The sequence below is a fragment of the Flavihumibacter solisilvae genome, from assembly GCF_000814475.1.
In the GTDB taxonomy this organism is placed as follows: domain Bacteria; phylum Bacteroidota; class Bacteroidia; order Chitinophagales; family Chitinophagaceae; genus Flavihumibacter; species Flavihumibacter solisilvae.
Genome location: NZ_JSVC01000034.1, coordinates 1 through 12092, shown reverse-complemented (window position 1 = coordinate 12092; position 12092 = coordinate 1). Strand labels below are relative to the sequence as shown.

Genomic DNA, 12092 nt, shown 5'->3' with positions numbered 1-12092 from the left:
TGACGGTTATAGTAAGGTGAAAGCAAGGCCAATTTGCCGTCAATTTGCTGTGAACGCAAGAGAAAAGCTAGAGGAAAGTGCTAGAAAAGTACTAGGAATGTGAAGCAAAACTGGGAGAAAAGTAAAGCACGACTGAGAGAAATTTCTGTCGAAGTAACAAAAAAGTTTCACTCAACCAATGGTTTAAGTACCCTCAAGTAAGAGAGCCATTCCGGACCAAATATAGTAGGTACCCGCAACTACCAAAGTGTTTTTTGGATTTTCGTGGTTTGCAAGGTTGGTTAAGTTTCCGCGTCAGTCAAATTTAAGCTCTCAAATTTGGCAGTTGAAATTTTCTTCTGACCCAGTTCCTGTTTCCTGTCCCGGATCAGGCGGTTAACTTCTGACCAGTAGCTCTGGTTAGTCTTCCAGAATTCCAGGTTGACGTCTAAAATGCTGGCTAATAAGTCGCCCTCATAATAATCCGTCTCAACAAGGAGATCTTTCTCTAATTCTTCAATTGCTAAGGGGACCAGGTAGGGCAAACCAAATTGTTGCGCAATCATAAGTCGCAGGTCACCCGCAGTGAAAGCACCAACTGGAATCTTGCTTAATCCAATGCAGCGCTTCACAAGAGTAGTAGGCGCAGTCGCAGTGTCGCCCCAGTCCTGTTTCTCCAATGCTTCAAGAGATTTCTGTCGCCAGTTATTTTCAAGTTTCATGAATATCTTTTCAATTCTTCACTTAAATCCCTGGTAAACTCGTCTAAATTGACAACAAAACCAGACTTTACTCCTACAGAAAAAATATTCAATAGCCAATTACCTTCCACTGCCTCGTCAATTATTTCCTCATCAAACTCCCCGAGCGAAATTTCCTTGACCGTCAATCCACTCCACTTATCAATCATACATAACGCAGCAAACTCAGAAGCCGACCATAAAGACAACAGCACATTGTCACCTAATTCAGCTAATACAAACTCTCCGCTCTCATCGACTAAAGTGTACATAACCTCCGTGTCTGCCACGCGTTTGATAAAGTATTTATACCGCTCAAATGGTTCCAGTTTTGAAACAGACTCAATCTCTTTGTCGTGCATTCCCACAGTTAAGATTTTCTTTATTTTAATCCCGGACCAAATATACAGGCAAAAGCTATGTCAGTATATACTAAAAGAAACTAATATCAATTCGCCTTTCGCTAAGCCGTAACCGCTTTTTACCTCCCCATCCAACATTTTGTGTATTTTGGGAACGAAAAACGCCTACCCTGCGTTAACCAACTAAACCTTATGCCACACTCACCCGGATCCCGCTTCCTGGATGCTATTTACCTGTTAAGAACGGAAGAATCGCTCACCTTACATAATGGCCTGCACCAGGCAGACACGAACGAAGATTCCATTGTAATGGATTTCCTGCTGGAAGAATATGAAAGAGAACGGTTAGAATACCCAGGTACGCCGCCAGCCTTTAACGCAGCCGTCGCATTGTGGGGCGCAAGAACCTGCTACTTCGCAGCCCAGCTCCTGCTCTTCCGGAAACATGCACCCGAAGAGATCAGCAGTCTGTTACCGTCATACGAGGGAGAGATTACAGCAGCAGCGATGCTGTCGGCTGATCTCTGCCTGCGCTTTGTACCTGCAATTGCGCATAAAGCTGCTGCCATCGATCCCAACGACCCGCTGGTGCCATTACTGGTAAAACACCTCGAAACCTGGCACTACTCTGGACTGCTGCTGAATCAGCCACCTGCAAATCCAGACCTGGTGACAGTCACCGGTGATGCTTGCCTGCAGCAACTGTATGTGAACAGGATCATCGAAACCCGCAACCAAAAACTGGCGGAAACCCCGCCATTGAATAAAGAAATTAATGCCACCCTGGGCAATCACAGGGACACTTTTTGGAATTAAGTCCTGCTTTATGAACGAGATGAACAAATTGGTAGCAGTACTCGACTACCTCAAAAAAACCTTTGTCGGAAAGGATGAGATCATTGACCTGCTGGGAATCAGCATGGTAGCCCGAGAGAACCTTTTCTTACTTGGTCCCCCTGGTACCGCCAAAAGCGCGATCGTCCGCCAGCTATCCGCATGCCTCGACGGAGGTAACAACTTCGAATACCTGCTCACCCGGTTTACCGAACCTAACGAAATCTTTGGTCCGTTTGATATCCGGAAACTCCGAGATGGTGAGCTGTCGACCAATACCGAAGGCATGATGCCCGAAGCATCACTGGTATTCCTCGACGAAATTTTCAATGCCAACAGTGCCATCCTGAACAGCCTGCTAACGGCACTGAACGAGCGAATTTTCCGGCGGGGCAAGGAAAGTCGCAGGCTTCCTGCACTGATCTTCATTGGTGCCAGCAACCAGCTGCCGGAAGAAGAATCATTGGCTGCACTGCTCGACCGCTTCCTGGTAAGGGTGAAATGTGATTATGTGGACCCCGACAAACTCATGGAAGTATTGCTGGCCGGCTGGAACCTCGACTCAACAACACGTGGCAACATGCAGCCATCGATCACCCCAGCTGACATATTGCACCTGCAGCAGGAATGCCGGAATACTGACCTGTCCCCTATCCGCCAGTCTTTTGTTGATGTGGTTCACTCCCTCCGCAATACCGGGATCAAAGTCTCCGATCGTCGTGCAGTAAAACTACAGAACCTCATTGCCGCCAGCGCAATGATCTGCGGCCGAACAGCGGCGCGACTCTCCGACCTGTGGGTGTTGAAATACATCTGGGACACGGAAGAACAAATGGAGATCCTGGAGGGAATGATCAATTCCGTCATTGAAAAAGATATCGGTAGTCACGCGCACCCGCTCGTTCAGCACAACCATTTCCCCGACGCAGAAGAGCTGATGAAGGAGGTTGTGAATCTCTCGAAAAAATGGGCATCGGATTCCCTCTCCTACGAGGAAAAGAACGTGATCAAAGACAAGCTGCGATACGTGCAGACAAGATGCGACTGGATCAGGCACAACGACCAGCGGACATTCGTGAAATCTGAAATTGAAAAATTATGGCAACAGATCCTGCAGGCAGTTCCGGCTTCCTGATTGAGTTGGCGGCTGATCACCGGTCATATGTTTTTCCAGTAAGGCATTGGGACAACCTGTTGCTTGGTGAAAAGGATGATCGTTGTTACATCAGTGGACTAACGGCCGACCAGGTTAACAGCGTGGAGATCAGGTCTATCCCCTTCACCCGGATCTTTGAAGTTAGGGATGGATGGCTTTGTAACCCGGGTGGATTGGTCCCGCAATCTAAATACCCCGACATAACAAGCTGGAATCGCCTGCATGAAGTTTTGCGGGTGGAAAAGCCGTCCATGAACCATAATTATTTCGGGATGGGCGCAAAGCTGAAATACCAACTGGTACCATCAGCCGAAGAGCAGGAAGCGGTAGCATCACTGGTCCACCTTGACAAGCTTCAACACTATATACATACTGCACCCGCTGTAAGGCTGCGGCACCTGCAATGGCTCATTTTGAAGATGACGGAAACGTTTGCATTGGTAGTTGGCACGCCCTTGTTGCCCTTGCCCGGCAAGGCGTTCTGGTTATATAAAAACATGCTGCTGCCTACAGGATTCAAACCAGCTTACCCGGCGTTGACGGACTGGCTGGTTGAAACACTGGAGATCACAGATGAAGAAATATTACTGTGGCCGGATACGGACTCATTGTTAAGGTTGGAAAAAGAGAACTTCCGCCAGCTTTCTATCAGTTCATACCGGCAAACTATTTCAGCATGACTTCCAAAGAGTATTTCCAGCCGTGCACCAATTACTTCTGGCAACTGGAAGATGATGGAGAAGTGATTGCAGTGCCTGGTGGTAGGACCATCGGGTACAGCAGGCATTTGATTGAAACCCTTGAACCGTTAAGCGCACAAGGACTTCCGCCTTTCGGCGCGTTCCTACTGGTAATGGTTGCGACCAATGAGGATTCCGCGAATAAGCTGGGAAGGATAAAAACGATACTACAGCTTGCCGGCATAACAACATTGACTAATGCACAGGAGCAGATCAAAGCAACTATTGAATTCCTGGAAATGATCAGCACGGTATTCAAAAGCGTATTGAAAGGAAAACAGCGGGTGCAATTGCTCCAGGTGTTATTTGCAGAAAGTCATGGTAATTGCAGCCTGAAAGATTCGAAAAGGATTCTGGAGGAGGCAAAGAGTATTTACAACAGCAACAGGGAAGCATTTTTCTTCCTTACCGATCAAAGCGTAACAATAACGTCTAAGATCATACAACGGGATATCAAATGCATTGACCTGTTGCGCCGGAAATTCAGCGACACAGAAAAGTTAATTAAGGCCATTGCTGCCCTGCCGGAAGTTCCCGAAATAGAGCTGCCGAAAGAGACTTCCCCGGGCGACCTGCTGGAAGAATTACTTGATGAACCAAGGACCTTCCTCGTAGCATCGCTGGTAAAACATCTCTGGTCGGGACTACGCATCCCATTCCATCAATCTGATCCGTCTGACCAGCCCTTCGGCGGTATTTCGGATCTTTCGAATAAAGGGGATTTCGATAAGTTACTGGTATCCGAATATGCCAACGATAACCTGGTGTTTTTGTCGAGGCTCGCAAACAACGAAGCCCTGTACCTGTACCGGGAAGCGCCCCCCGCCAACCCCGATGCCGCGCGTACCATACTGGCTGACGTGAGTATCCGGAACTGGGGCACACCGAAGCTGATCGCCTATGGCATTATGCTGGCCCTGTATCGGCATCCGAAAACCAATATCCCCGTCCATACTGCTGCCATTGGCAGTTCCGTCGCACCCGTGTTGATGAATTCCAAAGAAGAGCTGATCAACAGCCTGCGTCACCTGGATGCAGTTGTGGATCCCGCTGCAGGACTTCGGCAATTCCTGGAACAGCACACACCAAAGAAATCACATGAGGTGATTCTTGTCATTGCCGCCGAGTCGCTGGAAACGACGCCAGTGCAAAAAGTACTCGGGGAATTCCAGCAGTCATTCAAATACCTGCTGACAGTAGATCATTCCGGCTTGATCCGGATGTACCAGAACAGCAGGAAAGGAAGGATCTTCATTCAGCAGCTTGAACTTCCATTGGCAGAGATCTGGAAAAACGGCAAGCCGAAAATTGAGGCTCCCATGGACACTGTTGCATTGCAGCGTACGAGCCCGTCGTTACCACCACTGCTTTACCAGTACCTGCCAGGAAAGTACAGGATCTTCAAATGTGATGACCAGGAGTTCATTCTTTCCTCGAGGTATCTCTTCATGACACGCAGAACAACCAGCAGTAAAGGCCTTTGGCTGACCGGAAAAAAAATCCAGACTGGTGCGAGCCTGTTCGCCATGGCAAAAGAGTCAACAGGAACATTCGTTTTCCTGAGTTTCAATACCGGCAGGAAAAAGCTGGAGATCGTCAATTTTGCGAACGACACAATATGGAATATAACATTTACCGAATGGCGTACAACCAGGAGCCACCCCGAGTTCTTCTTTCACAAAGATTGCTTTTGGTATATGACGGATTCCCAGACATATAAATTTGATTACCTGTTACAAAAAGTGGAAGCGACTCCCGGTAATGAATGGTTGACGGAATATCATGAATACGTGGAGAAAAACAACAGTGAAATAAGCGTACAAAAAAATGGATATCCCATTTTGAAGAACGCAAATTACGTTGGGATAACAACAGCAGGACATCTCAGAATTAATAACCACCAACTGGTAATGCATGAAAGAAGAATATCTTTTGAACATGTGCATGGCAGCCCCACTACGGAAATGATCAGGGCTGAAAGAAAAGACAGCGACAGAACAAGTGCCTTTTTTGTTTTCAATGACGGAAGTTCGGTAACCATTTATGAAACCGGAGTGATTACGCTCGTGAGCAGCCATGAAGGTTTACCTGCTATCCACCTTCCCGCCGTGCTGGATACTTCTGGTGCTATGGCAACCGCTACAGAGTTTTCGGGGAACGAATATTACCTGGCACCTGAGAACGGGCAGAAAAAGATTTCCGTTCCTGACTTCTACAATAGACATATAGTTGCATTCATCCATCATATTTTCAATCATGAAACTGGCCATCGCACCCGTACAAAATAATTCCTGGCCGGTAAAGGCATTCCTGGTCGAGGCCGCTTCACCCAGCACCTGGCTAAGGGATATTTTCCAGGCCGGTATTCAACTAAAGGAAACAGTTGTATACCCGCTGCCCGGGAAAACTGCCAACAGCGTATGGGGGTGCCTGGTAGTGATGAACGAAGGAAATTTGCCTAACACGAGGCATCCATTATTCCAGCTTGCCGGGGATGTTTTGTTCATACCCGCCTGCACTGCACTCCGGCCAATTTTAATATCGACCGACTACCAGCAACTATTCAGGGGTGCAAGGCACCTAATGCATCCCGAACTCGGACTCATAGAGTTGCCGGCTCCAATCATTTGGGAAGAGATTGTTGGCCTGCCCGCAGTTGAGCAGGTTGAATCTGTTGTGCCTGCAGAAACTGTCTTTATTCCCGGCGATATCAAAATTTTCATCGTGGAAGAAAGATCGCCGGACGACCTGATCGAACAGATGAATAAAGAGTTGTTCCCTGCACCATTGACTGCCGGACCATTAAATTTCTTTGAGAAGATCAAACTGTATTTGTTGCGACTGCTACTTGGAGGCAAGCCAGATGCAGCTGCCCCGAGGTCGCGTTTCCGGAACTTTATGGCGAAACTGTTTTCGCAATCAGGACTGGAAAAGCCAATGCAAAAGCTTGCTGCTAACCTGGAAATGCTGGAGGAGCGGAATAAAAAGGAAGTAGATAAACTGCTGGAACTATTTCGCGACAATCCCGCAGAGGCGCTTAAATACGCGATCCCGATCGACAGCCGCGGTGCGTCACGGGGATCGCAACCGGGAGCATTTGAACTGTCGAGGCGCTGGATGAATTTTTCTTTGTTTTCGGGAACGGGTTCGGGCTCAGGTGCAACAGTCTACCTGGCAAATAATGAAATGGCCAGGCTGCAGGAACAATACCATAAAGCAGCAAATGATTTGATCGAACGGCAGCAATATGAAAAAGCAGCGTTCATTTACCTGAAACTGCTGGCTAATCCGCATAGAGCAGCCGAGGTGCTGGAAACAGGGAAATTCTATGCAGAAGCCGCAGCGCTTTATCATAAGAACAACCAGCTGGAAAAAGCTGCAGAATGTTATACAAAAGCAGACATGACCCGTCGCGCCATTGATTTGTATAAACAACTCAACAACCCCGAAAAAGTCGGCGACCTGCACGCATCATTAAAAGAATATGAAGATGCGCGCAATTATTACCTGCAGGCAGCTACGAGGCAACAGGAGCAATACCAATACCTAGATGCTTCCCGGATCTATCGTCACAAGCTTGAAGACCATGAGATGGCACAGGCTACACTATTGCGTGGCTGGAATGAAGGGAAAGAAGCCGTTACCTGCCTGGGCAGATATTTTTCCCATATCGGAGACGAAAAAGAACGCATCAAAGAGATCAAACTTTTCTATTCAACGAACATCCATAAGCGTAACAGCGAAAAATTCCTGCAGGTGCTTAAAATAGACTATGACGCTTTGGTGGATATAAGTGTTGAGGTTCGTCCAATTTTATTTGAAATAATCTCCTCGCTTGCGCCAGAGAACCCGCATATATTGTCAGAGCTGAAGCTGCTCATTCCTGATGACAATAAGTTGCAGAAAGATATTGTGCTGTACAGGCACCAGTTGTTGCAGGAAAAGAAAAATAAACCAATCGGTCTGTAATGGATCAGCTATGGATTATTTACCTGTTCTCCAGCCATTTCAAAAAGCTGCTTGCCTTTTCCTTGGATACCAGCAATTTCTCCTTAGTGGGAATTGTGAGGGCGACCAGTAACTTCCGCGCGAAATAATGTTCGATCTCTTTGATCGCGTTAAAACTTACCAGGTATTGCCTGTTCAAACGATAGAACTGCCTGCCGGTCAACATTTGCTGGAGACTTTCCAGCGAATAATTCACAAAATACTCCTGCCGGTCATAGGTCACCAGGACAGGAATTTCATGACTTATATAGAAGTATGCGACCTGGTCCGTAGGAACAGTATAATACTTGTTCCTCTTATGTACCAGGAAGCTTCTTTTACCAACATAATTATTTATGCCTGCATCTGCTACAACGAAACTGTTTCCACTAACTGGAAATTCCATAACAATTGTTTTTAGATATGAATCAGGCAGCTTTTGCCAAAATGGTAACATTCAGATCGAATTCATTGTAGATCAAAGTATCACCCAGGTTCCTGAAAAAATTGCCTGAACGGAACTTCATATTGTAACGGGTGCGATCCACTACGATCTTACCAGATGCTGAAAAGGTGCCATCCTGCTGGTAATATATTGCTGAAAAATTTGCAGCGTGGGTTATACCCTTGATAGTCAGATCCCCATAAATGTTGTAACTGTTGTCTCCTGCCCTTACTACCGACTTGATTTCAAAAAAAGCCTCGGGAAACCTGTCCGATGCAAAAAAATCATCCGAAGCCAGGTGTCCGGCCATATTTGCATTTGTTTCAGGATCAGCAATGTCAAGAATTTTCAGTGAACTGATATCAACTACAAATTGTCCACCAGTAAGCTGGCCTTCATCAAAAACCAATGAACCCTCTTTGAAATCAATGGTGCCATTGTGTGCACCGGTAACCTTGCGACCTACCCAGTCAATATTACTCTGGTTGGCAAGCAGTTTAAATCTTTTCGTTTCCATGATTTGTTGTTTTTAATTCATCACAAAGATGGTGCATACCGGGAGTCTGATCGTGTGACCTGGCTCACATATTCAATCATTGGCTTGATGGGTCACCTGTTGCCAAGCCAGTGCAGGAAACTGCTTGCTTTTTCTTTCGAAACAACTAACTTATCCATGTTTGTCAAAGAAAGTGTCACCAGGAGTTTTCGGGCAAAGTAATGCTCAACTTCCTTTATTGCATTAAAACTGACAAGGTATTGCCGATTTAACCTGTAGAACAACTGCTCAGATAAAAGGCGTTGGAGATGCTCCAGGGAATAATGTACAAAATATTCCTCCCTGCCAAAAGTCACCAATACAACTATTTCATGTTTTACAAAGAAATATGCAATTTGCTCCGTTGGAATAGTAGAATATTTATTATCCCTGAATACCAGGAAATTCTTCTTGATGATCTCACTATTGAATTGGGATAAATCGAAATTGCTAACCTTATGATAGTCCATATAACTCATTTGTGCTTTAACCTATCGAATCACAGCGTTATACCGACAGATGGATTATTACGTTTCCATGGACAGCAATTTTGGAGTGCATAAAGTTAGCCAGGAATGAGTTGATGGCAATAAAAAAACATCTCTCTTAACCGAGAGATGTTTGAAGGTGTAGAGGTATTTATACACTCATTTTTTTTCTGCAGTGAATCCCTGTTCCCTCAAAACGGAGGTCTGTTCACCGGCAACTCCCCAGTCATCGAGGTTCACTTCCTGGATCACTACATGGGTTAAATTAGGATCCCTATTCAGTGTACTGGTGATAACATCTGTCACACCTTTAATAATTGTTCGCTTTTGTTCGCGGGATACTCCCCCTTCACGGGTAAATTCAATTTTTACGTAAGGCATAATTTTAAATTTAATAATTTAATAATGCTGGTCACAGAGATTAACGCAGTGAGCGAAATGCTGACCTTACTTCTGATACGAAAAGCTGAGGTTGTTCCCATGCTGCAAAGTGGCCACCTTTACTCACCTTGTTGTAGTAGATAAGTTTTGGATAAGCCTGCTCTGCCCAGCTCTTCGGTGCCTGGTAAACTTCATCAGGAAATGCGCTCACGGCAACGGGGATATTGACGTGTTTCGGTGCAAAGAAGGCGTACTTGTTTTCCCAATAGATCCGCGCCGACGAAACCGCTGTGTTTGTGAGCCAGTAAAGTGTGATGTTGTCGAGGATATCATCCTTTGTAAGCCCCTCTGTCTGACCGTCAAAAACCCTTGCGATCAGTGCATAACTCAATGCGTCGTGATCAAGAAGCCATGCTGCGAGTCCGATAGGGGAATCGCCAACACTGTAAAGAGTTTGTGGCCGATTGCTCATCTCCACTGCATAACCTACACCATGCTTGTAGAAGAAGTCCAATTGGTCCCATGCATGTTTTTCGTCGGCGGAAATATCAGCAGGTTGTGAGGCACCGGACTGGATCGCTTTATCGATGTCCGGCGGAACCGCGAAAATCCAGTTAAGGTGAATACCAAGTAATTCCTTGGGCGCCTGCGTACCCATTACATCTACGACCATTGCACCCCAATCACCGCCCTGTGCAACAAATTTGGTATAGCCAAGGCGCTTCATCAATGTTGTCCAGGCCTTCGCAATCCGATCAGGACCCCAACCGGTAGTGCCGGGCGCAGCGGAAAATCCGTAACCTGGTAAGGATGGAATTACAACGTCAAAAGCATCTTCCGCTTTTCCACCATGAGCAGTCGGATTCGTTAACGGATCGATAATTTTCAGCAACTCGATGACTGAGCCAGGCCATCCATGGGTAATGATGACGGGCATTGCGTTCTTCTCTTTAGACCGGACATGGATGAAGTGAATATCCACTCCGTCTATGTTCGTTGTGAACTGTGGAAGGGCGTTCAGCTTTGCTTCAACCTTTCTCCAATCGTAACCTGTTGCCCAATACTGTGCAAGCTTCTGCATGGTTTCCAGTTGCACGCCCTGCGTCGCATCCTTAACCAGTTCCTTGCTGGGCCATTTTGTCGCCTGGATCCGTTTGCGGAGATCCTGAATTTCAGCTTCCGAAACGTTCACCCTGAAGGGACGGATTGCTTCAGCTGTGTTTACACCTGCACTTGAACTGCCTTGTGCTTTGGCAGCTGTGCTCTGCAAAGTCAGTGCTGCTCCGAGCACCATACCTGCAATTAGAAATTTTGCCATTTTCATTTTATTCTTTTTTAGTTTTTGAATTGCTTTCGATGATTGGCTTATCATCTGTGTTTTAAATTTGACTTTGTAAAAGTACCTCCCGAGGCAGGGGGTATCCAACCCGAAGAAAGTGTAAGCAGCCATTGGATAGGGTGAAGCAGGCATTTCAACAGGCGAACAGTACAATTTCAAATACAAAAGCCCGCAGGACAAGCGTCCTGCGGGCTCATATCAGGGTAAGATGCTATTCGAGTTCACCTTGAAAGAGGAAGATCCGGACAGCATCAGAGCCGTTTGTCCGAATTATTTGATAAAATGTGGGAGTCAAACTGATCCGGCAGCAGGCTGCTGGCTTTTCGTTGGATTCTTATTCTGGATCTTTTCGTTTGTTAGCCCTTTTTCTTTTTACAGTAATTAAAAAAGCAGCAAGACCTGCAAGCACAACTGTTCTTACTCCAAAAATAAAATTAGTTCGCGAGGGAATATTATGTCCTGCACCTTGCGCAATTACCCAAATAAAAACATTAAATCCCAAAAGAGCAATCACTATCACCGTTGCAGCCAATAATACATATTTCAAATCACTACGTTTTAATTTAGAACAATCAGGCCCGGTGACGTTAGTTAGTCTAGAAAACATTTAATAACGCCATTCTTCTCAGAACATATTTCAATGGACACTCTACCTCCATCATCATAGTAGAGTTTAAATTCAATTGATTTGCTCCTAGTAAATTCTTCAAATTCACGGGATAAAGTCAGCATCCTGTTATAACCATCCTTCACTTCCGCTAATTCATTTATACAAATCTGCTTTGTCAAATTTGAGAAAGTTAAATACTGGGACCAACCAATAACTAAAAGAGAGTCACTACCATCCAGCTCTAACCGAAAATCGCCAACCCTGGCAGATCCGGTTTCCTTCAATATGTCGAGTGCTAAATTAAGTTCGTTATTCATACCAGGATAATCCTATGACGCCCTATTCTAATTGTTTTATTACTATGGTAAAGTCTAAATCTTTACCTACGCCTAACGCCTCCCTCATTTTTTCAAACTTTACTTTTTGATATGGGCCATAGTAATTTTTCTGAGGATCATTCGATATTTTATTAATAAGCGGGACGATATAATACAAT

At 45.7% G+C, this 12092-nt stretch carries 14 protein-coding genes; 5 read left to right on the top strand and 9 right to left on the bottom strand.

Translation table 11 applies throughout. From position 1 onward, the window contains the following. Nucleotides 1–281 precede the first annotated feature (281 nt). Both OI18_RS21775 and OI18_RS21770 read right to left on the bottom strand, forming a co-directional pair. On the bottom strand, nt 282–701 hold the full coding sequence (locus tag OI18_RS21775) for a contact-dependent growth inhibition system immunity protein (protein WP_052273477.1): 420 nt from the start codon (nt 699–701) through the stop codon (nt 282–284). Continuing rightward, nucleotides 698–1081 (bottom strand): DUF2750 domain-containing protein, encoded by a 384-nt coding sequence (locus OI18_RS21770; RefSeq protein WP_039144060.1) that lies wholly within the window; start codon nt 1079–1081, stop codon nt 698–700. Before OI18_RS21770 ends, OI18_RS21775 begins: the two co-directional genes overlap by 4 nt. Before the next feature lie 192 nt (nt 1082–1273). Here OI18_RS21770 and OI18_RS21765 point away from each other — a divergent pair, with 192 nt between their 5' ends. The 5 genes from OI18_RS21765 to OI18_RS21745 are packed head-to-tail and all read left to right on the top strand — an operon-like array spanning nt 1274 to nt 7780. Next, nucleotides 1274–1897: a hypothetical protein gene (locus OI18_RS21765; RefSeq protein WP_152616924.1), complete on the top strand. Its 624-nt coding sequence runs from the start codon at nt 1274–1276 to the stop codon at nt 1895–1897. A gap of 10 nt (nt 1898–1907) precedes the next feature. Then, nucleotides 1908–3050: an AAA family ATPase gene (locus OI18_RS21760; protein WP_039144010.1), complete on the top strand. Its 1143-nt coding sequence runs from the start codon at nt 1908–1910 to the stop codon at nt 3048–3050. Then, nucleotides 3014–3751: a hypothetical protein gene (locus tag OI18_RS21755; RefSeq protein WP_039144008.1), complete on the top strand. Its 738-nt coding sequence runs from the start codon at nt 3014–3016 to the stop codon at nt 3749–3751. The genes OI18_RS21760 and OI18_RS21755 overlap by 37 nt, the downstream gene beginning before the upstream one ends. Beyond that, complete coding sequence (locus OI18_RS21750) at nt 3748–6099, top strand: hypothetical protein (RefSeq protein ID WP_039144006.1); 2352 nt, start codon at nt 3748–3750, stop codon at nt 6097–6099. The genes OI18_RS21755 and OI18_RS21750 overlap by 4 nt, the downstream gene beginning before the upstream one ends. Next, entirely contained in the window at nt 6068–7780 is a 1713-nt protein-coding gene (locus OI18_RS21745; RefSeq protein WP_039144004.1) for a hypothetical protein, read from the top strand. Before OI18_RS21750 ends, OI18_RS21745 begins: the two co-directional genes overlap by 32 nt. A gap of 19 nt (nt 7781–7799) precedes the next feature. Here OI18_RS21745 and OI18_RS21740 read toward each other — a convergent pair whose 3' ends face one another. From OI18_RS21740 to OI18_RS21715, 7 genes are all read right to left on the bottom strand, one after another. Then, entirely contained in the window at nt 7800–8204 is a 405-nt protein-coding gene (locus tag OI18_RS21740) for a LytR/AlgR family response regulator transcription factor (RefSeq protein ID WP_052273475.1), read from the bottom strand. A 22-nt stretch (nt 8205–8226) separates the two neighbouring features. Beyond that, complete coding sequence (locus OI18_RS21735) at nt 8227–8760, bottom strand: YceI family protein (RefSeq protein ID WP_039144002.1); 534 nt, start codon at nt 8758–8760, stop codon at nt 8227–8229. Between the two features lie 92 nt (nt 8761–8852). Beyond that, on the bottom strand, nt 8853–9248 hold the full coding sequence (locus OI18_RS21730; RefSeq protein WP_160290276.1) for a LytR/AlgR family response regulator transcription factor: 396 nt from the start codon (nt 9246–9248) through the stop codon (nt 8853–8855). 177 nt (nt 9249–9425) lie between these two features. Continuing rightward, nucleotides 9426–9647, bottom strand: coding sequence for a tautomerase family protein (locus tag OI18_RS21725; RefSeq protein WP_039144000.1), 222 nt, complete (start codon nt 9645–9647; stop codon nt 9426–9428). A 40-nt stretch (nt 9648–9687) separates the two neighbouring features. Further along, nucleotides 9688–10965: an epoxide hydrolase family protein gene (locus tag OI18_RS21720; protein WP_240312819.1), complete on the bottom strand. Its 1278-nt coding sequence runs from the start codon at nt 10963–10965 to the stop codon at nt 9688–9690. A 355-nt stretch (nt 10966–11320) separates the two neighbouring features. Beyond that, entirely contained in the window at nt 11321–11533 is a 213-nt protein-coding gene (locus OI18_RS24595) for a hypothetical protein (protein WP_152616923.1), read from the bottom strand. A gap of 44 nt (nt 11534–11577) precedes the next feature. Beyond that, on the bottom strand, nt 11578–11913 hold the full coding sequence (locus tag OI18_RS21715; RefSeq protein ID WP_039143998.1) for a hypothetical protein: 336 nt from the start codon (nt 11911–11913) through the stop codon (nt 11578–11580). Nucleotides 11914–12092 lie beyond the last annotated feature (179 nt).

What these genes read in the sequence shown, in the direction of transcription:
- OI18_RS21715 (WP_039143998.1), bottom strand. Translation starts at nt 11,913, where the DNA reads ATGAATAACGAACTTAATTTAGCACTCGACATATTGAAGGAAACCGGA.
- OI18_RS21720 (WP_240312819.1), bottom strand. Translation starts at nt 10,965, where the DNA reads ATGGCAAAATTTCTAATTGCAGGTATGGTGCTCGGAGCAGCACTGACT.
- OI18_RS21740 (WP_052273475.1), bottom strand. Translation starts at nt 8,204, where the DNA reads ATGGAATTTCCAGTTAGTGGAAACAGTTTCGTTGTAGCAGATGCAGGC.
- OI18_RS21745 (WP_039144004.1), top strand. Translation starts at nt 6,068, where the DNA reads ATGAAACTGGCCATCGCACCCGTACAAAATAATTCCTGGCCGGTAAAG.
- OI18_RS21750 (WP_039144006.1), top strand. Translation starts at nt 3,748, where the DNA reads ATGACTTCCAAAGAGTATTTCCAGCCGTGCACCAATTACTTCTGGCAA.
- OI18_RS21765 (WP_152616924.1), top strand. Translation starts at nt 1,274, where the DNA reads ATGCCACACTCACCCGGATCCCGCTTCCTGGATGCTATTTACCTGTTA.
- OI18_RS21775 (WP_052273477.1), bottom strand. Translation starts at nt 701, where the DNA reads ATGAAACTTGAAAATAACTGGCGACAGAAATCTCTTGAAGCATTGGAG.
- OI18_RS21725 (WP_039144000.1), bottom strand. Translation starts at nt 9,647, where the DNA reads ATGCCTTACGTAAAAATTGAATTTACCCGTGAAGGGGGAGTATCCCGC.
- OI18_RS21730 (WP_160290276.1), bottom strand. Translation starts at nt 9,248, where the DNA reads ATGGACTATCATAAGGTTAGCAATTTCGATTTATCCCAATTCAATAGT.
- OI18_RS21770 (WP_039144060.1), bottom strand. Translation starts at nt 1,081, where the DNA reads ATGCACGACAAAGAGATTGAGTCTGTTTCAAAACTGGAACCATTTGAG.
- OI18_RS21760 (WP_039144010.1), top strand. Translation starts at nt 1,908, where the DNA reads ATGAACGAGATGAACAAATTGGTAGCAGTACTCGACTACCTCAAAAAA.
- OI18_RS21755 (WP_039144008.1), top strand. Translation starts at nt 3,014, where the DNA reads ATGGCAACAGATCCTGCAGGCAGTTCCGGCTTCCTGATTGAGTTGGCG.
- OI18_RS21735 (WP_039144002.1), bottom strand. Translation starts at nt 8,760, where the DNA reads ATGGAAACGAAAAGATTTAAACTGCTTGCCAACCAGAGTAATATTGAC.